Source organism: Asticcacaulis sp. AC466 (assembly GCF_000495815.1).
Classification (GTDB): domain Bacteria; phylum Pseudomonadota; class Alphaproteobacteria; order Caulobacterales; family Caulobacteraceae; genus Asticcacaulis.
The window spans coordinates 251,042-274,385 of the sequence record NZ_AWGE01000005.1; the positions used below are offsets into that span (position 1 = coordinate 251,042).

General features: G+C 60.0%; 20 protein-coding genes. 8 read left to right on the forward strand and 12 right to left on the reverse strand.

Annotated elements, in window-relative coordinates; translation table 11 throughout:
- Nucleotides 1-16: 16 nt before the first annotated feature.
- The 4 genes from AEAC466_RS28315 to AEAC466_RS28330 form a co-directional block, all read right to left on the reverse strand.
- Nucleotides 17-2,161 carry a TonB-dependent siderophore receptor gene (locus AEAC466_RS28315; protein WP_023457145.1) on the reverse strand — a complete coding sequence of 715 codons (2,145 nt, stop codon included), beginning with the start codon at nt 2,159-2,161 and terminating at the stop codon, nt 17-19.
- Nucleotides 2,162-2,410: 249 nt separating this feature from the next.
- Nucleotides 2,411-3,544, reverse strand: coding sequence for a PepSY-associated TM helix domain-containing protein (locus tag AEAC466_RS28320; protein ID WP_162148926.1), 1,134 nt, complete (start codon nt 3,542-3,544; stop codon nt 2,411-2,413).
- A gap of 35 nt (nt 3,545-3,579) precedes the next feature.
- Nucleotides 3,580-4,383: a pyrroline-5-carboxylate reductase gene (gene proC, locus AEAC466_RS28325; protein ID WP_031238325.1), complete on the reverse strand. Its 804-nt coding sequence runs from the start codon at nt 4,381-4,383 to the stop codon at nt 3,580-3,582.
- Nucleotides 4,384-4,417: 34 nt separating this feature from the next.
- The gene (locus AEAC466_RS28330) at nt 4,418-5,914 is read right to left on the reverse strand and encodes an amino acid permease (RefSeq protein WP_023457148.1); all 1,497 of its coding nucleotides are present in this window, start codon (nt 5,912-5,914) and stop codon (nt 4,418-4,420) included.
- Between the two features lie 234 nt (nt 5,915-6,148).
- On the opposite strand from AEAC466_RS28330, the gene AEAC466_RS28335 reads away from it, so the two are divergent.
- Nucleotides 6,149-6,952 carry an AraC family transcriptional regulator gene (locus AEAC466_RS28335; RefSeq protein WP_023457149.1) on the forward strand — a complete coding sequence of 268 codons (804 nt, stop codon included), beginning with the start codon at nt 6,149-6,151 and terminating at the stop codon, nt 6,950-6,952.
- A 3-nt stretch (nt 6,953-6,955) separates the two neighbouring features.
- Here the strand turns inward: AEAC466_RS28335 and AEAC466_RS28340 are convergent, their stop codons facing one another.
- Nucleotides 6,956-7,573 (reverse strand): FMN-binding negative transcriptional regulator, encoded by a 618-nt coding sequence (locus tag AEAC466_RS28340; protein WP_023457150.1) that lies wholly within the window; start codon nt 7,571-7,573, stop codon nt 6,956-6,958.
- Nucleotides 7,574-7,670: 97 nt separating this feature from the next.
- Complete coding sequence (locus AEAC466_RS28345; RefSeq protein ID WP_023457151.1) at nt 7,671-8,126, reverse strand: Lrp/AsnC ligand binding domain-containing protein; 456 nt, start codon at nt 8,124-8,126, stop codon at nt 7,671-7,673.
- Nucleotides 8,127-8,249: 123 nt separating this feature from the next.
- On the opposite strand from AEAC466_RS28345, the gene putA reads away from it, so the two are divergent.
- Nucleotides 8,250-11,333, forward strand: coding sequence for a bifunctional proline dehydrogenase/L-glutamate gamma-semialdehyde dehydrogenase PutA (gene putA / locus AEAC466_RS28350; protein WP_023457152.1), 3,084 nt, complete (start codon nt 8,250-8,252; stop codon nt 11,331-11,333).
- A gap of 13 nt (nt 11,334-11,346) precedes the next feature.
- Here putA and AEAC466_RS28355 read toward each other — a convergent pair whose 3' ends face one another.
- The 4 genes from AEAC466_RS28355 to AEAC466_RS28370 all read right to left on the reverse strand — a co-directional run bounded on the left by AEAC466_RS28355 (nt 11,347) and on the right by AEAC466_RS28370 (nt 14,393).
- Complete coding sequence (locus AEAC466_RS28355; protein WP_023457153.1) at nt 11,347-12,294, reverse strand: glucokinase; 948 nt, start codon at nt 12,292-12,294, stop codon at nt 11,347-11,349.
- Nucleotides 12,295-12,413: 119 nt separating this feature from the next.
- Nucleotides 12,414-12,812 (reverse strand): OsmC family protein, encoded by a 399-nt coding sequence (locus tag AEAC466_RS28360; protein WP_023457154.1) that lies wholly within the window; start codon nt 12,810-12,812, stop codon nt 12,414-12,416.
- Between the two features lie 57 nt (nt 12,813-12,869).
- On the reverse strand, nt 12,870-13,469 hold the full coding sequence (gene wrbA / locus AEAC466_RS28365) for an NAD(P)H:quinone oxidoreductase (protein ID WP_023457155.1): 600 nt from the start codon (nt 13,467-13,469) through the stop codon (nt 12,870-12,872).
- A 51-nt stretch (nt 13,470-13,520) separates the two neighbouring features.
- Nucleotides 13,521-14,393, reverse strand: a complete 873-nt coding sequence (locus AEAC466_RS28370) for a pirin family protein (RefSeq protein WP_023457156.1) — start codon at nt 14,391-14,393, stop codon at nt 13,521-13,523.
- Nucleotides 14,394-14,484: 91 nt separating this feature from the next.
- Between AEAC466_RS28370 and AEAC466_RS28375 the strand changes: the two genes are divergently transcribed.
- The 3 genes from AEAC466_RS28375 (at nt 14,485) to AEAC466_RS28385 (ending at nt 19,137) form a co-directional block, all read left to right on the forward strand.
- On the forward strand, nt 14,485-15,378 hold the full coding sequence (locus tag AEAC466_RS28375; protein WP_023457157.1) for a LysR family transcriptional regulator: 894 nt from the start codon (nt 14,485-14,487) through the stop codon (nt 15,376-15,378).
- A 253-nt stretch (nt 15,379-15,631) separates the two neighbouring features.
- On the forward strand, nt 15,632-17,998 hold the full coding sequence (locus AEAC466_RS28380; protein WP_023457158.1) for a TonB-dependent receptor: 2,367 nt from the start codon (nt 15,632-15,634) through the stop codon (nt 17,996-17,998).
- Nucleotides 17,999-18,066: 68 nt separating this feature from the next.
- Nucleotides 18,067-19,137 carry a glycerophosphodiester phosphodiesterase gene (locus AEAC466_RS28385; protein ID WP_023457159.1) on the forward strand — a complete coding sequence of 357 codons (1,071 nt, stop codon included), beginning with the start codon at nt 18,067-18,069 and terminating at the stop codon, nt 19,135-19,137.
- 17 nt (nt 19,138-19,154) lie between these two features.
- Here AEAC466_RS28385 and AEAC466_RS28390 read toward each other — a convergent pair whose 3' ends face one another.
- Nucleotides 19,155-20,366: an MFS transporter gene (locus tag AEAC466_RS28390; protein WP_031238328.1), complete on the reverse strand. Its 1,212-nt coding sequence runs from the start codon at nt 20,364-20,366 to the stop codon at nt 19,155-19,157.
- Between the two features lie 88 nt (nt 20,367-20,454).
- Between AEAC466_RS28390 and AEAC466_RS28395 the strand changes: the two genes are divergently transcribed.
- Nucleotides 20,455-21,231, forward strand: a complete 777-nt coding sequence (locus AEAC466_RS28395; RefSeq protein WP_023457161.1) for an AraC family transcriptional regulator — start codon at nt 20,455-20,457, stop codon at nt 21,229-21,231.
- Nucleotides 21,232-21,291: 60 nt separating this feature from the next.
- Here the strand turns inward: AEAC466_RS28395 and AEAC466_RS28400 are convergent, their stop codons facing one another.
- Complete coding sequence (locus tag AEAC466_RS28400) at nt 21,292-21,711, reverse strand: DUF2147 domain-containing protein (RefSeq protein ID WP_081714551.1); 420 nt, start codon at nt 21,709-21,711, stop codon at nt 21,292-21,294.
- A gap of 177 nt (nt 21,712-21,888) precedes the next feature.
- Here AEAC466_RS28400 and AEAC466_RS28405 point away from each other — a divergent pair, with 177 nt between their 5' ends.
- Both AEAC466_RS28405 and AEAC466_RS28410 read left to right on the forward strand, forming a co-directional pair.
- Nucleotides 21,889-22,140, forward strand: coding sequence for an acyl carrier protein (locus AEAC466_RS28405; protein WP_162148927.1), 252 nt, complete (start codon nt 21,889-21,891; stop codon nt 22,138-22,140).
- A 1-nt stretch (nt 22,141) separates the two neighbouring features.
- On the forward strand, nt 22,142-23,338 hold the full coding sequence (locus AEAC466_RS28410) for a beta-ketoacyl-[acyl-carrier-protein] synthase family protein (RefSeq protein WP_023457164.1): 1,197 nt from the start codon (nt 22,142-22,144) through the stop codon (nt 23,336-23,338).
- Nucleotides 23,339-23,344: the final 6 nt, after the last annotated feature.

Here is a 23,344-nt window from a genome sequence, read left to right on the forward strand (position 1 = left end):
GGCGCCGGCGATGGGGTTAGAATTTACGCGTCAGCGTAGCTGTCCAGCTCTGGCCCGCGCCGTAGGTGCAGCCAACCGCGCCGGAGCAGCGGGCCACATATTTGACGTCGGTTATATTGCTGCCATTCAGCGCCAGGCGCCAGTCCGGTGTGTCGTAGTGAACGGCCGTATCCACCAGCAGGGATTGCTGGCCATAATAGCCGCCGCCAAAAGAGCCGGCGCTCTTAGACGTATAACGGACCCCCAGGCCGAAGCCCAGACCGCCAAGACTGCCGGATTTCAGCGTGTAGTCGGCGAAGATCGATGCCTTGTCCTTTGGGGTGGTCGGCAAAGGACCGCCCACTTCAGCCGGGCTGTTGCTCTTGAGGACCTTGCTGTCGGTGTAGGTATAGGACCCGTTGATCGACAGCTGTTCGTTGATACGGGCCACGAACTCGGCTTCGAAACCCTTAACCTCGGCTTCGCCGACCTGGGTGCTGGCAAAAGCCGGTGAATAGACCGTGGAGACGATATTGGTCTGTTTGATATCGTAGACCGCCGCCGTGGCGAAGATCTTTACGCCATTGTCCAGGGTGCGGCCGTCGTATTTCACGCCGCCTTCCCATTGCTTGCCTTCAGAGGGCTTGAAGGCATTTCCGGTCGCCGTGTCGGTGCCCACTACGGGCTCGAACGATGTCGAATAGGACACGTAAGGCGCAAAGCCTGAATCCATCACATAGTTGGCGCCGAGACGATAGGTAAAGGCATCATCCTTGGTTTTGCTGCCGCTCGACAGTTGTTCGATCTCATCGGTATCGTAGCGCCCGGCGGCTGTGAGGAACAGCTTGCCGAAACCGATATGGTCCTGGACGTAAAGTCCGGTCTGCTTCAGGCGTTGATTGGCGTAGGGCACCCAGGCTGGGGTTACGATGGCCGAAGGGTTGGTGCTGTAGACCGGCGCGAACAGGTCGATATCGCTGGCCGAGGCGAAGCCGTACTGGGCGAAATTCTTGACATTGCGATAGTCGACGCCGGCCAGAACCTTGTGCGTGACCGCGCCGATATTGGCGTTCCATTCCAGCCGGTTATCGATGGCCAGGCTTTCCACTTTTTCCTCGTAGGGGAAGTTATAGCGGTGAACCGTGCGGTTATCCCCGTCAAGCCAGCCGCCGTAGATGACCAGGCTGTGTTCGTAGTAATCGCTGATCTTGGCGTTGGACGAGAAGGTTAATCCGTCCGCGATCTTGTGAGAATAGTCGTAGCCGACGCCGAACTGGCGGCGCTTGTAGCTGTTATATCCGGGTTCGCCCAGATTGGCGTTTTCCGGCACTTCGCCGTTCGGGTTGCTTTCCAGCGTGCCCTTGACCGGAAGGAAGCCGTTGGTGTCGCCCAGCACCTCGTCATATTGGTAGTAGGCCAGCCCGGTCAGGTGGGTGTCGCTGCTGATTTTCCAGGTCGCGGTCGGCGCTAAAAGCGACCGCTTGGCCGAGACGCCATTGCGTTCGGCACCGCGATCCAGATAGAGGGCCGTCAGGCGACCCGAAACGGAATCGCTGAGCGCCCCCGTCACCGTACCCGCCAGCGATTTGTAGTCGTACGACCCAAGCTTGGCCTGAATTTCTCCGCCAAAGTTGCTGGAAGCGCGTCGGCTGGTTTCATTATAGAGGCCGCCCGGCGGTGTGTTGCCGTAGAGGACCGAAGACGGCCCTTTAAGAATATCGGCGGACTCGAAGGCGTAAAGATCGACGCCGACGCTGGAAATGGTTGTCGTAATTGGCGCCGCCAAGCCGTCTATATATTGTTTGGGCGTAAAGCCGCGTACGGTGACAAAGTCAAAGCGCAGGTCGGGGCCGTAGTTTTCACCGAACGCACCGGACGTGTACCTGACCGCCTGCTGCAGGTCCGTGAAGCCGAGCAGATCGATCTGGTCGCGAGTAATGACCGAGACCGATTGCGGCGTCTGAATCAGGGGTATAGCCGTCTTGCTGGCCGAGATGGCGCCTTGTGGCACAAAGCGCTTGGATTTGACGATGACGAGCGTGGAACCGCCGACGGTTTCGCGGGTCGTCTGGACGCCGCTGTCCTCCTGGGCGACGGCAATGCCCGCCAGACATGAGGCCGCGCTGGCCAGCAGCATGGCCCGGGTGAGAGTTGTCTTCAGTGAAGTCCGTTGGGTCAGCATTTCAATTCCGCTCCTTATTGAATTGCCCATGAAAAGAAACTGTCGCGTTAACGTAATGAAACTGTAACTCTCTTTTTTTTCCGCCCGATGTTTTGCGGAGGACAGTTTGTATTGCGATCAGGCCGCGTAAAGTGGATGGCTATGCGCATGTGGCCAAAGTGCTGCAGTTTACCCCGTTAGCCGTGTCAAATCGGGTCGGGACGTAAAATGTTTTTGTGCGGCGCAGCATTTTGTTCCCGGTGTGGGTAACTATCGCGCAATCGGTTTTTTCATAAGGCGTTTGCGCGTCCACCACAGGCTGACACCCAAACCGATCATGGCGATAAGCCATAACCCAATGAGCAATTGCACAATCCGGCCCGCGACACCGCCGATTTGGCCCGTATGCAAGGGGTATAGGGTGTCCAGCATCTTTCTGGCCGGTTTGTGGGCCTGACGGGCGTCATAGGCAGTGAGGACGTGGCCGTTCCGAGCGCTTATATATACGGTTGTCATGCCCCAAATGCGCGGCATTTCCCCGGCGGCCCGTAAACGCACGCGGTACCAGGGCGCGTCATCCTTGGGCGTGGAAAATCCAGAAAGTGTTGCACCCGGATAGGTATCGAGGGCGGTGTTCAAGGCTTGGGACGGCGCAATTGCCTGCACGAGCCTATGTTCTGACGCTGTCTTTGGTGTTTGCGGTTGCGGTAGGTCCGCTTTCAACAGGTCAGTAAGACTATCATCGAAGGCCAGAAGAACGCCCGCCGTCACCGTAAAGATAGCCGGCACACATAGCGACAGGCCTAGGGTACGGTGCCAGCCATACAGGAATGGCATGGCGGTTTTGCCCTTCGGCGCGCGAAGCGCCTTCAGCCACTGGCCGGCGCGCGGCCAGGCCAGTTTCAGGCCAAGCGCCAGATTACTTAAGAGCAGTAGTCCGCTGAGACCCAGAAAAGCGCGGCCGGCATCGCCCAGCATAAGCGCCATATGCAGACCGCTCAGCCGATCGTAGATATTGCCGTCCGACAAGGTGGCGTTGTCCCGGTCACGCAAGGTGTTGCCATGGCCATCAACGCGTAACGTCCGGTCCTGTTTCGCCCGTGAATAAAAGATGTCGAAGCGGTCGGCCCGGCCTGTCGCCGCCCAGACGGATGATACCTGAGGGTCCGGTTCTGAGACCAGTGCGTCCAAGCGCACGCCCAATGCGTGGCGGTCGAATGTCACGTGTTTACCCGGGACACCGGCGTCATCCAGCTCCCAGCGAAACACGATCAGGCATCCGGTGAGGGCCTGAAAGGCCCACAGGGCTGCGAATATAAGGCTTATATAGCGGTGAATGATCTTGATCTGCATGTCATCCACTGTGCGACGATAATGCAAGGGCGTCTGTCTTTTTCGGGTCAACTAGCGCTTGTCCAGGGACATCTGGCATCAAGGGGCTAACCCAGACTTTCTGACCGCGATCTCGCCGCTTCGACGGAGGCGACGATGAGTTCATCCAGCCCTTCGCCGGGTTTGCACAGGACATTGAGCGCCGCCTCGGTCGTGCCGCCGGGTGAGGCGACCTTTTTGATCAGGGCATCCGGTTCCTCGCCGGTTTCATCAAGCAGTCGCGCCGCCGAAATCAGGGTGCCGCGCGCCAGGTCGCGGGCGTGGCTGGTCGACAGCCCCGCCGCCTTGCCCGCCTTTTCCAGCGCCCGCACAAAGGCGTAGACATAGGCCGGGCCCGATCCGGACACTGCGGTTGCCGAATTGATCTGGCCTTCGTCGCTGAATTCCACCGTCTGGGCCATGGGGGCGAAAACACCGCGCGCCGCTTCCAGGGCCGCATCGGAGGCACCATACAGGCTGGCTACGCCCTTGCCTGTTGCTACGCCGGTCGTCGGCATGACCCGTGCGATCGGATGACCGGCAAAGGCCTGGCCCAGTTGCGCCGTCGTCACCCCGGCCATGACCGAAATCAGGGCCGCGTCATCGGCGATATTTCCGTTGAGGATCTGGGCCACCGCATGCCACCCTTGCGGCTTGACCGCCAGGATGATGGTTTTCGCCTCGATCCATACGTCCGGCTGCGGATTGAGCCGCGCACCATCGGCCGCATAGGCCTGCGCTTCGTCACCCGGCTTGAGGTCAAGGATCATCATATCGGATGGCGCCACATGACCGGCGATGCGGAACCCCTTCAGAATCGATGATCCCAGCGCTCCGGCGCCAACAAGCAGGATCGGTTTCGCTAAGCTCATTGAGAAATCCTTGCCATAGACGGAACGCGCATTTTCAGGCATCTGTCTGGTGCGCATGGTGATAGCCATAGACGGCGTAGATCAGAACGCCGGCCAATAGATACAAGCCAATGAAGATGGCAGGCAGAACGTCACCGCGCGATGCCTGGGCTATGATGTCCATGCCTACGGGCACGACCATGCCGAGACAAAGTATGATGGCCAGCAAGGGTACGTAGCCAATCCAGGTCTTGCCAACCCAGAAGCCACCGAACGGCACGCGGAACGGACGCGGCAGGTCGGGCCGATGATTGCGCAGCCAGATCAGACTGAAGGCGACAATCGAAAAGGCGAGGGCGGTGCCGAAGCTCACCATGTCGCCCAGAACCGATATGGGCAGGAACGCGGCGATGATGGCGGAAATCACACTTACGGTCACTGTGCCCCAGATGGGGGTCTTGAGGCCCGGGTGCACCTTGGCGAACATCGGGGGAATAAGGCCGTCGCGGCCCATGGCATAGCATATGCGCGAGTGGCCATAACCGTTGACGAGCAGAACCGAGGCGAGGCCGGTCAGGGCGCCGATCTTGATAATCAACGCAAAGGCGGGCTGGCCTATACGGTCGACGGCCACGGCGATGGGATCGGCCACGCCCAAAGCTTTGTAGGGCACGATACCGGTCAGGACTGCGGCTACGCTGATATACAGGCCCGTGCAGACCACAAGAGCCCCCAATATACCTATGGGCATGTTTTTTTGCGGGTTGCGGGTTTCGCTGGCGGCGGTGGAGACGGTTTCAAAGCCGAGATAGGCGAAAAACAGGATCGAGGCGCCGCGAAGAATACCGGGCCAACCGAAGGCGAAGCCGCCTTCATTGGCCGGAATGAATGGGTGCCAGTTGGCGGGATTTACCGCGCCGCAGCCTACCACGACAAAGGCGACGAGAACGGAGACCTTGATGAAGACCAGCACCGCCGTGGCAAGCGTTGATTTCGACACCCCCAACGACAGAATGACCGCGCTGACGAGAAGGGCTACGACCGCGATGGCGTTGACGCCGCCGCTCAAGAAAAAGCGGGTGCGTCCGGCCACCACGCTGGATAGCACAGACGGTGTCGATAGCCACATCGGCACGTGCACGCCAAAGTCATTGAGCAGACTTACCAGATAGCTGGAAAAGCCGACGGCCAGGGCAGAGCCGGCCAAGCCATATTCGAGCATGAGAAGCCAGCTCAGCGCCCAGGCCGCGACCTGGCCCAAGGTAGCATAGGCATAGGTGTAGGACGATCCGGATACGGGAATGGTCGAGGCCAACTCCGCATAGCACAGTCCCGTCAAGCCGCAGGCCGCAGCAGCCAGTAAAAAGGACAGCATGACGGCGGGTCCCGCGAAATGCGCTGCCGCCGTGCCCGTCATGACATAGACGCCGGCGCCGACGATGCAGCCGATGCCCAGAAGCATCAGCTGAAACCCGCCTAGGGTCTTGTGCAATGGATGCTCTTCCGCCTGAAGGGATTCGATCGATTTTCTGGCAAACAGTCTGGCGCGCATCGGGTGGCTCCTGGTGATATTCAGCGAAGGCCGGACGGGGCGAAAGGTCACGAAACGATCCGCAGGGACTGTAATGCTGCACCGCTACAAGGATCCGATGGAACGTTGCTCCATCTTCCCGGTCCCCCGTCTTCCCCGGCCCAGTCTTCTCGGACCACCTTCTCGATCATTTTTATCGACGCTGTGACTGGCGCGCTACAGCGAATGGAGCCTAAATCCTCTATAACGGGCCACATGGTGATACGCAGCACGCATGGTGAGGACTATCAACGGGTCAACCGCCCCATCGGGGTGCTGATCGACGAGTATGCCCCGGACTACGTTGATCCGCCGCACAGTCACGAGCGGGCACAGTTGCTGTATGCCACGGCGGGCGTGATGTCGGTCATAACCGACGAGGTCAGCTTCACCATTCCGCCGCAACGTGGCGTGTGGATGCCGGCGGGTGTGCGCCATGAAGCCCATTGCCGGGGCCATGTCTCGTTGCGGACGCTCTATGTCGAACCGGACGCCGACGCACGCTTGCCCAAACAGTGCCAAAGTCTGAAAATATCGCCGCTGCTGCGCGAGCTGATTATCGAAGCGGGCAACCTGCCCATAGAATACAGCCTCAATGGCCGCGAAGCGCGCATCATGGCGTTGATTTTGGATGAGATCGCCGAGGCGGTTGAGCATCCCGCATCGGCGCTCAACATTCCCATGCCCATGGACCCGCGTCTGGTGCGGATCTGCCGTGCCATTATGGCCGATCCGGCCAGCGAAGATGATCTGGACCATTGGGCAGACGTGGCCTGTATGGGGCGTCGCACCTTTACGCGCGCCTTCCGGCGGGAAACCGGCATCAGTTTTTCGGAGTGGCGTCAGCAGGTGCGACTGGCCGAAGCCGTATCCATGCTGGCGTCAGGTAAATCAGTGACCGCGGTTGCGTACGAAGTGGGCTATAATAGCCCCAGCGCCTTCGGCACCATGTTCCAGCGCGCTTTTGGCACACCGCCCAGCCAGTATTTCAGCCATTTGGCAAAAATTACGGCGGCTTGAGTCTTACCGATGTGGATTTTGCCGCCGCATGGCGTCGGCAAGGTCGGTTTCGCCGTCACGATCCAGGGCTGTCAGGATTTCGCGATATTCGCGGTCGACTTCGTCCTGCCCGAGCTTGAACGACGCCTGGCTATCGACAATATCCGCCCGGAAACCGATAACGCCGCGCGCCAGGCGCGCTGCGCGCTCGCCCATATCGTCCAGCGACCAGGCCTGCTCGCGCCCGGCTTCCTGAGTGTCGATGAGATCACGCAGCAGGGTTTCGATGCCGGAGGCATCCTCGATCAGGTGAATGTCGCAGGCGAAGGTCGCGCTGGCATAGTTCCAGGTCGGTGCCTGCGTGCGGTCGCTTAGCCAAGAGGGCGATATATAACCGTGCGGGCCCGTGAACAGCAGGTGGGCGCGGGGATGGGCGCGTAGCCGTTCGACTTGCGGGTTGTTGCGGCCAAAATGCCCGATGAGAGCGACCAGGCGGCCGTCGGCGAGGTGCGGCCGTATCGGCAAGGGGGTGGCGTTGAATGCGCCGTCGCTGGAAACGATCCAGGCGAATGGAAAGCGGGTGACGAGGTCGATGACGTCGTCTTCGGATTTCGGGGTATATTTCGCGGGTTTCGGGTCCATGCCCCGTTCTAGCGCTACAGTTTGCCGGGCACAGCCGGAAATTAGGCCGAACACTCCCGTTTTCGGGCCAAGCGTCGCCCAACCGTGCCGCAATAGTCTATACCGGCAATGACAAGGTATTCTTGACTTCTTCCAAGACGGCATAGGTCCGCGTCTCGCGCACGCCGGGCAGGCTGACGAGGGTATCGCCTAGGAAGTTGCGATAGGCCGCCATGTCCTTGACGCGGGCCTTGATCAGATAGTCGAAGCCGCCGGCAACCATATGGCACTCCATGATTTCCGGATGCCGGTTCACCGCGCGGGCAAACTCTTCAAACAGGTCGCCGGTCGTCCGGTCAAGCAGTACCTCGACGAAAATCAGCAGGGCCCTGTCCAGCTTGACCGGGTCCAGAACCGCCATGGTCCCGAGTATATAGCCTTTGTGTCTCAGGCGTTTTACCCGGTCGAAGCAGGCAGCAGCGGAGATGTGGCAGGCTTCCGCCAAGGCTTGATTGGTAATGCGCCCATCGGCCTGAAGCAGGCGCAACAGGCGCCGGTCCGTGTCGTCCAACATGAAAATATTCCTCAAAAATTTTCGCCTTTTGGCGAATATTATTCGGATAATACGTCGCAAATACCAAGCACATTCGGTTAATCTGCGCATATACAGGATAAATAACTATGGGAGAGACTGTCAATGAAGATGGAAGGCACGCTCACCTTCGCCCGCTCGCAGATGGCGGCGCTGTTTCGGGCCGATGAGGCCGAGGTCCTGGACGGCCTGTTGCCGGCGGCGACCCTCGACGCCGACGGACGCGACCGCGTCCTGACCCAGGCGCGCCTGATCCTGAATGATTTGCGCGCGGCGCAGGACACCGGCTGGATCAACCGCTTTCTGCATGAATACCGCCTCAATACCCAGGAGGGGATAGCGCTTTTGTCCCTCGCCGAAGCCTATCTGCGTGTGCCGGACACCGGCACCGCCGATCAGCTGATCCGCGACAAGTTGGGTGACGCCGACTGGCGCGCACATGCGGGGCAATCGTCATCGACGCTGGTCAATGCTGCGACCTTTGGCCTGGTGCTCACCCGGGCTCTTGTGGCCGATACGGACGGCGGCGTCCTGAAACGCCTGCTGGCGCGGGCAGGGGAGCCTTTTGTTCGTGCCGGGGTGGCCACCGCGATGCGCATGATGGGCTCCGTCTTCGTCATGGGGCGGACAATAGAAGAGGCGCTGGGCCGCGCCGCTCGCCCGGAAAACGAAGGCTTCAACGCCAGCTTCGATATGCTGGGGGAATCGGCCCGCACCTTCGCCGACGCCGACCGCTACTACCAGTCCTACGCCAATGCGGTCGCCGCCGTGGGCAAGGGCGATGGCGGAAAAGGCCACAATATTTCGGTCAAGCTGTCGGCGCTCCACCCGCGCTATGAAGTCGCCCATGCCAGGACTTGCGTGCCCGAACTCACCGAAATCGTCCGCCAACTGGCCCGCCAGGCGGCAGGTCTCGGCGTTGGCCTGACCATCGATGCCGAAGAAACCGAGCGGCTGATCATGTCCCTCGATATCATCGAAGGCGTTGCCCGCGATCCGGAACTGGCCGGATGGGATGGGTTCGGCATGGCGGTCCAGGCCTATGGCAAACGGGCGCGGCCCGTGATCTCATGGGCTCAAGCTTTAGGGGCGGCCACCGGCAATCGCCTCATGGTCCGGCTAGTCAAGGGGGCCTACTGGGACAGCGAAATCAAGCGCGCCCAGGTCGAAGGCCTGAGCGGCTATCCTGTGTTTACCCGCAAGGCCGCGACCGACGTTTCCTACCTCGCCTGTGCGCGCGATATGCTTGACGCCTCGCACATCTTCCCCGCCTTTGCCGGTCACAACGCTTTGACCGTCGCCACCTTGATTGATTGGGTGGGCCCACGTCGCGATTTCGAATTCCAACGCCTTCATGGCATGGGCGAAGGTCTGCATGAACGTCTGGTCCGTCAGGAGGGGTTCCATTGCCGGACCTATGCGCCGGTCGGCGGTCACCGCGAACTTCTGGCCTATCTTGTGCGGCGTCTGTTGGAAAACGGCGCCAATAGCTCATTCGTACATCAACTTGCCGACACCAGCCTTTCGGAGGATACGCTCTTGGCCGATCCCGCCACCCATATTCGTAACGTCGGGGGCCGTTCCCACCCGGCTATTTCGGCGCCTGCTGACCTCTTTCCCGGTCGGTGCAATTCGTCGGGTCTCGACCTGAATGACGCCGAAACCTTGTCCGTCGTTATGAACGCGATGCGCTCGATTGACGGCCTGCCGGTCCAGGCGGCGGCCATTGTCACCGGGCAGCGCGTGACCGGTGACGCGGTTGCGGTGCGCAGTCCGGCCGATCCGGATGTGGTTGTGGGCTCTGTGATTGAAGCCGTGCCTTATGACGTACGCCGGGCCATCGCCTCGGCTGCGGCGGCAGCCCCGGCCTGGAACGCCCGTCCTGTGTCTGAGCGCGCCGACTGCCTCGACAGGCTGGGGGATTTGCTTGAAACTCACCGGCTGGAACTGATGCGGCTGGCCGTGCTCGAAGCGGGCAAGACGGTCGGCGATGCCGTGGCTGAAGTCCGCGAAGCCGTCGATTTTTGCCGGTACTATGCCGTGCAGGCGCGCGCTACCCTCCGGTCCGAATTTCTGCCAGGCCCGACAGGTGAAAGCAATGAACTGCGCCTGGTGGGCCGTGGCGTCTTTGCCTGCATCTCGCCGTGGAACTTCCCGCTGGCCATCTTCCTGGGCCAAGTGACGGCGGCCTTGGTCGCGGGCAACGCCGTGGTGGCCAAGCCAGCACCGCAGACCCCGCTGATCGCGTTCCGGGCTGTCGAACTGGCGCATCAAGCCGGCATTCCGTCCGACATCCTGCACTTCCTCCCGGGGGGCGTAGAGGTGGGCGACGCGCTCGTTTCAAACCTTCAGGTCAATGGGGTGGCCTTTACCGGGTCCATGCCGACCGCGCGGACGATTGCGCGCAACCTGCTCAAGGATGACAATCGCCCTATCGTGCCCCTGATCGCCGAAACCGGCGGTCTGAACGCGATGATCGTGGATTCTTCAGCCTTGCCCGAGCAGGTCGTCGCCGACGTCGTGACCTCAGCCTTCCGCAGTGCCGGACAACGGTGTTCGGCGCTTCGCCTGTTGCTGCTTCAGGAAGACATCGCCGAAACCGTGCTGACCATGTTGGCAGGCGCCGTGGACGCGCTGGTCATGGGGGATCCATCGAATGTCCGTACAGATGTAGGTCCCGTAATCGATGCCGCGGCGCGCGACCGGCTGGAAGCTTACCGCCAGTCGGTTCGAGCGGATTGGATTCACACCCTGAATGTGCCCGACAGTGCCGGTACCTTCGTCGCGCCTACCTTGATCCGGTTACGCAGCCTCGATGATCTGGGGCAGGAATGGTTTGGGCCGCTTTTGCATGTCGCGACGTGGAAGGCGGGTGAACTGCCAGACGTCGTGGCGCGCATCAATGCCAAGGGCTACGGCCTGACCATGGGCCTGCACAGCCGCATAAAGGCGACAGCCGATATCGTGGCGGCATCGGCCCGCGTCGGCAACCTTTACGTCAATCGCTCGATGATCGGTGCCGTGGTGGGGTCTCAGCCGTTCGGTGGCGAGGGGCTGTCGGGGACAGGGCCAAAAGCCGGCGGTCCGCACTTCCTGATGCGCTTCGTAACCGAACGCACGGTCAGTATCGACACGACCTCGGCCGGTGGCAATGCCGGCCTGTTGTCTCTGGCCGAGACGGACATCTGATCAAGAGCGCGGCCTAGGCGAACAAGGTGCTCAGGCCGACCATCTCCGGCTCCTGGGTCTGTACCAGATAGACGGGGATGTCTTCGAGATAACTCGTCAGGCGACCTTTGGCGCAGAATCGTCTGGCAAAATAGGCCGGATCGAACATATCGCCCAACAGGTCGAAAAAGGACCCGGCCAGGAATACGCCGCCGCGCGCACCGGTACACAAGGCCGTATCGGACGCCGTGGCGGCCAGCCAGCCTGTCACCAAGGCGATGGCTTCCTGCGCCAGGGCGTCGGCATTGCGCGCCCGTTCGACGATATCCGTCGCCTCCGAAGCTCGATGCGACTGACCGTCAATGGTGTTCAGGAGATTGTACACTTCGACCAGGCCTGCGGTCGAGACAGCGCGCACGCGCGACACATGGCCGAATGTTTGGGCCATGCGGCTGACGATGGCGAATTCCCGTTCCGTGGTTGCGGGTAAGTCGCTGTGGCCGCCCGCGCAGGGCATGGCGACCGGATTGCCCATTTCGTCGGTGAATATGCAGGTGGTCCCCAAGCCACGACCGATGGCGATCATGGCTTTCATCTGGGTCGGATCGTCCTTGCCGTCACAGATAACATGACGCTCCGGACCTTCCAGGCGTTCAATTGCCAGCGCCGTCGCCACGCAGTCATTGACCAGGTGCAGGCGGCTGATATTGAGCCGATCCTTGAGCCAGGAGCGTTCGATGCGATAACTGTGATTGGGCATTTCAAAGGCGCCGTCACGTTCCCACCCGCACACCGATAAGGCGGCGGCCATCAGGTCCGGGGCTTCTGCGCGCCCCAGGAAATCCTGAAGCGCGGTATCGAGTTCGCCTAAGGAGGCGCAATGATAGAGGTTGGCGGGCGGTGGACGATTGCCCGGCCTAGCCATGGTTATTCTAACGCTGTTGTCGCTACTGAAATCGACGAATAAGACCTGTGTGCTCATGAGAATCTATAGCCCCATCGCGGTCTGATGCCGCGTGCTGAAAATATAGTTTCAAATGGTGGCTAAAATTGATTAACAATTGTTGCATCGCGATAAGGCGCCCGTCGCAATGCGGTGTTTTACCTAGTGGCGGACTCTAACGTCGTTGTTATCGTAAGTCCTTGCTTCAGTGTTTTTGTGACCGGCGTGCGTTCTGTGACCTGAAGCAGGCGTTCGTGCTGATCCGCGCTGAGGTCACCCTCAATGGTCACCACCCGGTCGATAACTTCTTTTTCGCCATCGCGATAAAAATGCAGGGCCACGTCAATGGATGTGACGGGCCAGCCCTTGTGGTTGGCATACATGCGCAGGGTGATGGCTGTGCAGGAGGCCAGCGCCGACAACAAAAAATCGTACGGTGCCAAACCGGCGTTCTGGCCGCCATTGGCGACTGGCTCGTCGGACATGAGGGTGCGACCGGCGACGTGAAGGGTGGTGGCGTATGTATCGGTGCCGATATGAGCGGTTGCGCGGGCCATGTCAGTCTCCCAGAAAATAAGAAAATGGGCCGCCTTTGCAGGTGGCCCGTCAGGTCTTTAGCCGTGCAGCTTGATCGCCGTTTCCGCGATCTTGCGGCCCTGGTAGCGGGCGCCCATCAGCTCGTTCTCGCTCGGCTGACGCGATCCGTCGCCGCCCGTGATGGTGGTGGCGCCATAAGGCGAACCGCCGGTAACTTCGTCCAGCGTCATTTGGCCGGCATGTCCGTAATCGAGACCGACAACCGTCATGCCGAAGTGCAGCAAAGAGGTGATGATGGAAAACAGCGTCGTTTCCTGACCGCCATGTTGGGTTGCCGTCGAGGTGAAGGCGCCGCCAACCTTGCCGTGGAGCGCGCCACGCGCCCACAGGCCGCCGGCCTGGTCGAGGAAGGCTGCCATTTGTGACGCCAGGCGGCCGAAGCGGGTACCGACACCGATGACCACGGCGTCATAGTTTTCCAGGTCGGCGATGGTGGCGACCGGCGCCTCTTGATCTAGCTTGAAGTGGGCCGCCTTGGCAACCTCAAGCGGCGCGGTCTCGGGCACGCGCTTGATGTCAACCTGAGCGCCGGCTTCGCGCGCACCTTCGGCGACGGCTTTCGCCATGGTTTCGATGTGACCGTAGGACGAATAGTAGAGTACGAGAACCTTAGCCATTTGCATAATCCTTTGTTGCGCTTGTGGTTGGGGAGGAAAAAGGGAAGTCTGTCAGATCCGGCCCATCCGGCCCGCATAGTAGTCGCGGACTGTCTGTTCCAGTTCATCGATGGTGTTCATGACGAAGGGGCCATGGCGGACGATGGGGGCGTCGAGGGGGTCGCCACCGACCAGCAGGATTTCACTGTCCTGATCGCTCGTCAGGGTTAGCGTGTCTCCGGGGGCCAAGCGGACCAGTTCACCCGGCACGATACCTTGGTCATCGATAAAAGCTACGCCGGTCATGGTGTAGGCGGCTAGCTCACGGGGGGGGATGTCAAGCGTGATTGAACCGCCGGCCTTCACCGAGACATGAACGACGACCGGAGCGCCAGTGCTATTCAATGGCCCTGTCACGGCGTTGACGGTACCGGCAACGATCCGGGCCGATGCCTTATCGCCATAAACCACGGGAATGTCTGCGGCTATGAAATGACGATATAGCGGCTCGTCATGCTTATGGCCCTTGGGCATGTTGAGCCACAGTTGAATGCCGTGATTGCGGCCGCCCGTGCGTTGAATATCTTCATCGGGACCTTCATCATGGATGATGCCGCGCCCGGCGCGCATCCACTGAACTTCGCCGGGCTGCATGACGCTGGTATTGCCCAGGCTGTCTTTATGTACACTACGGCCTTCTAGAAGAAGCGTCAGGGTTTCTATGCCGGCGTGCGGATGTGCGGACGCGCCCTTTGCGTCTCCGGGCAGAAATTCGATGGGGCCGAAATGGTCGAGAAATATGAACGGGCCGACGGCCTCGTAGGCCTTTGACGGAATGGCGCGGCGCACCTCGAACCCGTCGCCTTCCAGTGTGCGGAACGCCGCGTGTCGACTGGTGATGGTGCGGCGGGTCAGAGCGGTTTTTTCAGCGATCACTGTTGTCATCGGAAACTCCTGAACGATGTGGCAACATTAATCGAAGTATATTGTTCAGAAAATCCGTATAATATTGAAAAAACTTTTCGGATAATTTGAAATGTCAAACCCAGGTATCCCGACCTTCGACCAACTCCAGGTCCTGCTTTGCGTTGTCGAGACGGGCAGCTTTGCAGCGGCGGCGCGGCGGCTGAACAGGGCCACGTCCGCCATTACCTACGCCATAGACAATCTTGAGGGACAACTCGGTGTCTCATTGTTTGAGCGGATCGGTACGCGAAAGCCCGAATTGACTGCGGCGGGCAAGGCCGTGTTGTCTGAAGCGCGGACCGTGACCCACGGTGTCGATATCCTGCGTGCCCGGGTCAAGAGCTTGCGCGAGGGGCTGGAAGCCGAAGTCTCTATCGCGGTGGATGTCATGCTGCCAACCGCTCGTCTGGTCGATGCCCTTCAGGCCTTTCAGGCCTCATTTCCGACTATACCCTTACGCCTGCACGTCGAGGCACTGGGCGCCATCGCCCAGTTGGTTGTGGCAAAAAGCGCGGTCATAGGAATCAGCGGACCGTTGAATACCGGGATCGAAGGCATTGATCGGCGCCATATTGGGACTGTGCGATTGATACCCGTAGCCGCGCCGTTTCATCCCTTGGGGCGAACCGGCCGGAAATCGCCGGGGGATGCCCGTAATCATATTCAGCTCGTCCTCACTGATAGATCTCCGATTACGGCGGGCCAGGACTTTGGTGTGATAGGCCTCAAAACGTGGCGTTTAGCGGATCTGGGTTCTAAACACGCCCTATTGCTGGCGGGGGTAGGGTGGGGCTCTATGCCGGAATTCATGGTGCGCGGCGATCTTGAAGGTGGCCGTTTGGTCGCGCTTGATCTGCCGGACTGGCATGTCAACCTCTACGACATGCATGCCATCTGGCGTACGGACACGCCGCCGGGACCGGCAGCCCAATGGCTGATTGACAGGTTCGCCCAGCAAACATGAATATCATATGCTTCCCGCCTCAGCGTTGCTCCCAAAGCACACTAGATGGTCGATAAAAAAACTATAATAAACAGTTGCTTGCCTATTGTCTTAAAAGCTTTTCCGAGCCGACACGCAACCGACGAAAAACGGTTTTCAAACTGTCACCCAAGCCCGCTAGGTGCGCTTACCCATGAGGTCATTCCGGCCGCATGTCATGTCGCGCACCGGCCGCCGGCCACTCCCTGGGCCGAGGTGCGCAAGGGGATAGATTATGAAAATCACGCTGTTTACGTCCGTTGCGGCTGTTTCGCTGCTGAGCGCAGGCCTGGTCCACGCGCAAGACGTCACCACCGCGTCTGCGGCCACGCCGTCGGCCGATACGGTCACCGAAGTGGTGGTTTACGGTCAGGGCCAAAGCCGCCAGACGCAGGCCGTCAAGGCCGACGACATTACCAAGGTCGCGCCCGGCACCAGCCCTTTGAAAGTGCTCGATAAGTTGCCGGGCGTCTCGTTCCAATCCTCCGACCCGTTCGGTGCGTATGAATGGTCAGCCCGCATTTCGGTCCGCGGTTTCAATCAAAACCAGATGGGGTTCACGCTTGATGGCATTACGCTCGGCGACATGAGCTATGGCAACTATAACGGGTTGCACATTTCCCGCGCCATCATCAATGAAGACATCGCCCGCGTCGATATGGCCCAGGGCGCCGGTTCACTCGATTCGGCGACTTCGTCGAACATGGGCGGCACCTTGAAATTCACCTCGCGCAATCCGTCTGAAGCCATGGGCGGCGAACTGGCCGCAACCGTGGGCTCCGATTCGATGCATCGGGTGTATGGCCGGTTTGAAACTGGCGCCATTACCGCCCTGGGCGGTCTGCGTGCTTATGTGTCGGCGGTCGATCAGAAGACCGACAAGTGGAAGGGCGCTGGCGAACAACGCGCTCAGCAGGTCGACGCCAAGGCGGTCCTGCCGATCGGTGAAGGCGAGTTGTCGGCCTTCGTCAATCATTCGCAGCGCCGCGAGCAGGACTATCAGGACATGTCGTTCGAAATGATCGATCGCCTGGGTTACAACTGGGACAACTTCCAGCCAGATTGGAAGCTGGCCAACGATGTATCGATGGATTATTGGACGGGTAAGGCCTTCCCCGGCAAGATCACGTCGGTGGATGACGCTTACTATTATGGCGGCGGCGTGCGTGACGACACCATTTCGGGGATCAAGTTCGATACCCCCGTTTCGGACAAGATCAAGTTTAGCGGACAGGTTTACCACCATACCAACAAGGGGCAGGGCCTGTGGGTCACGCCCTACACACCGTCGCCGGGCAGTCTCATCCTGGCCGGTCTTGGGTCGCCGTCCTACAGCGCAACCAGCACCGACAATGCCAATGTGTCGGTCCGGACCACCGAATATGATATTGATCGGACCGGCGCCACGGCGGGCGTGACACTCGATCTGGGCGCCCATCAAATTGCCGCGGGTTTCTGGATAGAAGACAACGACTTCCAGCAGGCACGCCGCTATTATGGCGAATCCCTCAACGCGCCGCATCGCGACTCCCTGGGCTTCCAAAGCGACCCGTTCTTCACGCAATGGTCTTATGCCTTCACGACCAAGACACGCCAGGCTTATATTGAGGATACTTGGCAGGTAACGGATGCCCTTAAGGTCAATTTCGGGTTCAAGTCGCTTTCTGTCGAAAACTCGGTCAGGAACACGCATGATCCGTTGGCCAAGTACGGTTACGTGCCCGCCGCGAACGCCTATCTGGTCAGCGCCGCTGGTGCACTCAACGCCAAGCTGAAGTCGGATGACGGCTTCCTGCCGCAGATTGGTGCCGTCTACAAGCTGAATTCGCATTACGAACTCTTCGGCTCCTACGCCGAAAATATGAATGCCTACGTCTCGGCGGCGACCTCCGGGCCGTTCAGCTCCTTGTCGCAATCGAATGTCGACTATGTAAAGAACAACCTGAAGCCTGAAAGCTCCAAGACACTGGAAGGGGGTTTGCGCTTCCGCTTTCCGCAATTCCAGGGCGTAGCGGCGATTTATAGCGTCAAGTTCGATAACCGCATCCTGGCCGTCACCCAGGGGGCGGGCATCCAGGGCAATGCGCCCGTTCTGTCTAACGTGGGTGGCGTGAAAACCAACGGTCTGGAACTGGCAGGCACCTACCGGTTTACGCCGCAATGGCGCCTGTACGCCGCCTATAGCTACAACGACTCGACCTATGAAAACGACGTTGTGGCCGCCGACAATACGATCCGTGCCCATACCAAGGGCAAGACGGTCGTCAATACGCCGAAAAACCTGCTGAAGACCGAACTCGGCTACGACAACGGCAAGCTGTTTGGCACCTTGGGTGTCAACTACACCGACAAGCGCTACTACACCTATGAAAACGTCGGCGGTGAAGTGCCTTCGAACACCTTGACGGATCTGACGGTTGGCTATCGTTTCGAGACGATCGGTACAACCCTGCAACTGAATGTCACCAACCTGACTGACGAACGTTATATCTCGACCATCGGGTCGAACGGCTTCGTAAATTCCGACGCTTCAGGCACCAGCCAGACCATCCTGCCCGGCGCACCCCGCCAGGTCTTCGTCAGCGTCAAGAAGGCGTTTTAAGTTCTCAAGCTCACCTTCGGCCAGCCGCACACGCGGCTGGCCTTTCTTTTTTTCCTGAGGCCGTTACCATGCACCTGACACGCCGCCGCCTTATTGGAGCCGCAGCAGCCACCATGGCTTCCGCCACACTTGCCTACGCCGCTACGCCACGAAAGCCCCTGATCGTAGGCCATCGGGGTGCGGCCGGCTATCTGCCTGAACATACGATCCCCGGCTATGAACTGGCCATAAAGATGGGGGCCGACTTTATCGAGCCGGACGTGGTCGCGACCTCGGACGGTCATCTGATTGTGCGCCACGAACCCCTTCTGTCCGTAACGACCGACGTCGCGGAACGGTCCGAATTCGCCGACCGCAAACGCACCCGAACGCTGGATGGCATCGAGACGACCGATTTCTTCACCTGCGATTTCACCTTGGCGGAAATCAAAACCTTGCGCGCCAAACAGGCGTTTGCCGATCGCGATCAGAGCCACAACGGTCAATATGGCATCGTCACCCTTCAGGAGGTGATCGACCTGGCCCAGGCGAAAACGCGCCAGACCGGCCGCGTGATCGGCATCTATCCGGAGGTCAAGCATTCGACCTTTCATCGCGAGCTGGGCCTGCCGGTAGAGGATAAGCTTCTGGATATGCTGAGACAGGCCGGCATGGAGGCCAAGTCATCGCCGGTTATCATCCAGTCGTTCGAAACCGCCAACCTGAAATATCTCCGAACCAAGACCCAGGTGCGATTGATGCAATTGGTCGATGGTTCCGATACCGACGCCAAAGGCGATATGGTGCTGACGCCGCCGTCCGACAAACCGTATGACTGGGTAATGGCCGGCCGGGCAGGCAATAACCTGGACCAGCTAACGCCGCGTGGCCTGGCCGACATTGCCGCTTATGCTGATATCGTCGCGCCATGGAAACGATATTTGATAAGCTTTTCCGACGGCAAGCCGCGTCTCAACCATAAACTGGTCGAAGACGCGCACGCATTGGGTCTTCAGGTCCACACCTGGACGATGCGCAATGATCGCCTGGATCCTTTCTATCACGGCGATGCCGTGGCGGAGTACCGTCAACTCTTCGCCATGGGCGTGGACGGCGTATTTACCGACTTTCCCGATACGGGCGTGAAGGCGCGCGCCTAGTCAGCATCAAGATATCGTCAGTCGACGGTTCTGGGCAGAAACGCGGCGACAATGGCGATGGCAGGCAGGAATGCGCACAACCCGTAAACGGTTTCCAGACTGGTACGGTCGGCCAGAAATCCGAGCGCCGCAGCGCCGAGACCGCCCATGCCAAAGGAAAACCCGAAGAACAGACCCGAGATCATACCGATCTTGCCGGGGACCAGCTCCTGGGCGAATACCACGATCGCTGGGAAGGCAGAGGCCAGAGTCAGGCCGATGATGACCGTTAGCGGGCCAGTCCAGAACAGATCGACGTGGGGCAGGAGAAGCGTGAACGGCAGCGTACCGAGAATGGAGAACCAGATCACGTACTTGCGCCCGAACCGGTCGCCAAGTGGTCCGCCGGCGATGGTGCCAACCGCGACAGCGGCCAGGAAAACGAACAGGCGCAACTGGGCCTGTTGGACCGAAACACCGAAATGCTCGATCAGGTAGAAGGTGAAGTAGTTGGTGATGCTGGCCAGATAGACGTACTTGGAAAAGATCAGCACAAGCAGGATGACGATCCCGGTGAGCGCTTTTTGCGGTGGTAACTGAACTTTGGAAATTTTCCGGGCGCCCGTGATCAGGCGATTTAGGCCATGGTGCTTATACCACACGCTGACGTTCCACAAAATGGCGCACGATACCAGGGCCAGCAGGGCGAGTGCCGCCAGACTGCCCTGGCCCCAGCGCATGACGACCAGCGCCGCAATCAGAGGGCCGAGCGCTGAACCGGCGTTGCCGCCCACTTGAAACAGAGATTGCGCCAAGCCGGGGCGCGGCCCGGCCGCCATACGTGCGACGCGCGACGATTCCGGGTGAAACACCGACGATCCTACGCCGAGCAGGCAGGCGCCCAACAGAAGAAGGGGATAGGCGTGGGCGACGGACAGGACCACCAGGCCCGCCAGGGTGAACAGGGTGCCGCCTGGCAGGGCCAGGGGTGTTGGCCGTTTGTCGGCATAGAGCCCGATCAGGGGCTGAAGCAGGGAGGCGGTGATCTGATATGCCAGGGTGATAACGCCCACCTCTCCGAAGGTCAGACCGAATTTCGTTTTCAGATCGGGATAAATGGCGGGCAGAAGCGACTGCATCATGTCATTGAGCATGTGGCAAAAGCTGATAGCCAGGATGACGCTGAAAATCGTCCTGGCGGGGTCGGGAGACTGGGACTTTGGTTTCGGCGTGGCTGCGATACTGGTCATGGCAATATCCTTTCGATTTGCCTGATACGCCATTGCTGCCTGTCCTGCATTCGCGTATGGGGTATTCAGTTTTGCGAGTGGGACAATCATGCGCAATGTCAATCCGGACGACGTGGAAGCGACGCCTCGACCGGCGGTAGCCATCGGCAATGATTATCCGCCGCAATTTGAACTGGCGCGTCACAGTCATCGGCGCGCGCAACTTCTATATGCCGCCGAAGGTGTGATCACGGTCGATACAGAGCACGGGGCGTGGGTCGTGCCGCCGGAACGGGCGGTCTGGATCCCCGCCGAGGTGTCGCATTCGGTTCGCATGGTCGGCGCCGTCAAAACCCGCAGCGTTTTGATTGAGCCCGCCTATTGCCTTGCGCGCGCGGCTCAATGCGAAGTGATCGTGGTCTCCGCCCTTTTGCGCAGTCTGCTGGTAGAGGCGGCGGAAAGCCCACCCGAATATGACATCGACGGTCGGGATGGACTGGTCATGGCCCTCCTGATGGCTGAGGTGAATCTGGCTCCAACTATCCTGCTGGCCGTGCCGTTTCCCAAATCGCCGGGGCTCGCTGCCAAGTGTCATGCCTTTTTGGCAAGACCAGATGCGCGCGTGACGATTGAGGACTGGTGCCGTGACCTGAATCTGGAGCGCCGGACCTTTACGCGCCTGTTCAGACGTCAGACAGGTATGAGCTTCGTGGCCTGGCGGCAGCAGGCCTGCGTCCTGACGGCCTTGCCCCGGCTTGCCGGTGGCGAGACGGTGACGGGGGTAGCCCTTGACCTTGGCTATGACAGCCCGGCGGCCTTTGCCACCATGTTCAAACGCTGGCTGGGTGTTCCGCCGAGCCATTACCAGAGTGAGACACGAACCTAGTGTATCCTTAACTTGAAGAAGGTCTGGTTTTATTTTTAAAATTCAATAGATTTTACGTTTTTATGGATCAGCCCGCGTCCAGGTCTGCCGACCCAGCTCGCCATTGAACAGCAGAAGGTTCGCCGGCTTGGAGATGACAAGGCGATTGTGGCCATCCATCCGCAGGTTCAGGCCGCTATACAACCGACCTTCCTCAGGATCGTAGATGCTGCCATTAGACCATCCCGTAGCTGTCGGCACAAAGCCATTGAGAATTTCAAGGCCAAGCACCGCGCGTGCGCGCAGAGAGGGGTTTGGATTGTGATCATCCCGGGCCCGGGCCTCGGACGGATCGAGAATCGTCGTAATTCGACCGCACAGGTTCGCCGGACGGTCGGGGCAGGGATGTATCTGAATGATGGCGTCCTTGTCCGCATTCATCCACTTGCCGACGGGCGATGCGCTACCGATCTCCGCCATAAGCACTACCAAGCTTAACATACCCGCCTCCAATCACGACCCATTTGCCTTCAGACACCATAAATTTGTACAAAATTGGGCAATTCACCTTGCCTCATTCGCGTGTTTGCGTCACACCATTCTCGTGGGAATGCGATAGCTTTTTTTAAGACTGCGGATGCGGCGATAATGCCCCGTGTCCAGATCGGAAGCATACTCATGACGCCCATACAATCTCCAGAAGACGTCCTCTACGAGGTGGTCGCCAAGGAAATGAACATGCCGGAGGCGACTGTTCGCCAGGCTCAGTCCTTGGAAGAACTCAACATTGATTCCCTTGAAATGATCGAGATTGTGATGACGCTCGAAGACAGGCTGGGCATCACGATTGACGATCGCCAGTTGCGCGAGGTGAGATCCCTTCCGCAATTGCTGGCGCTCATCGAGACGTCGCCAAAGAAGGCCGGTTGAGATGCGCTCGCCGCGCGTGGTTATCACGGGATATGGTCTGAGAGTTCCGGGCGCGAGCACTCTGCCGGACTTGGTTTCGCTTTACCGGAGCGGTCAGGCGGCGACAGTTCCTCTGGAAGCTTCCCTATCCGCCTGGGCCGGTGGTCGGATCGATGATCCGTCCTTGGACGCGTTGCGCGACAAGCAGCGAGATCCCTGTTCCGTCTTTGCGCTCGCCGCGGCGGGCGACGCCATCGCCATGGCCGGTCTGCAACCGGGGGCGGCCTTGCAGACGGCAGGTGTCTATGTCGGGTGCGGGGGCGGCGGGCTATCGTCGATCGAAGACAGCGTGCTTGACCTGCATATCAAGAACGAGGTCAAGAGCCAGACTCTGGTCAAGTCGATGACCAATGCGCCTTGCGCCCAGATATCCATAGCCTACGGGTGTCAGGGGCCGACCCTGACCTATGCCATGGCCTGTTCCTCCGCCAGCCACGCCGTTGGCGAAGCCATGACCTTGATTAGGTCGGGCCGTTGCGAGCGGGTTATTGCCGGAGGGGTGGAGGCGCCCTTGACCTTGACGATGCTTCGCGTCTGGGCCGCGATGCGGTTGTTGGCGTCCGGGGCCGATGCGCGGGTGCGGCCGTTCTGCTTTGAGCGCGGTGGCCTGTTGCTGGGCGAAGGAAGCGTGTTCTTTGTCTTGGAAAGCGAAGCGGCAGCTTTGGCGCGCGGGGCTGAACCGCTGGCGGAGTTGGCAGGCTACGGTGCCCGTTCCGATGCCAGTCACATGACCGCCCCCAACGCGGATCTGCAGGCGCAGACCATCGGCCAGGCTCTGGCCGGGGCCGAGTTGACGCCGCAGGAGGTAGGTCACGTCAGTGCGCACGGTACGGCAACCCTGGCCGGGGATGTCTCGGAGACGCGGGCCATAAAGGCGATATTCGGCAGTCACGCCCCCGCCTTGCCCATTTCGGCGACCAAGAGTTTTCACGGTCATCTCCTGGGTGCCGCCGGCGGTGTCAGCCTGCTGGCGAGCCTACTGGCGGTGCGGACCGGGTTCGTGGCGCCGACGGTCAATTTCGGCACACCCGATCCTGAACTGGATCTTGACTATGTGCCGAACGTGGCGCGCGACGGCGTCGATATCCGCCACAGCCTGTGCAACGCCTTCGGATTCGGCGGGAGCAATGCGAGCCTGATTCTGTCTCGAATCGGGTAAGATGAT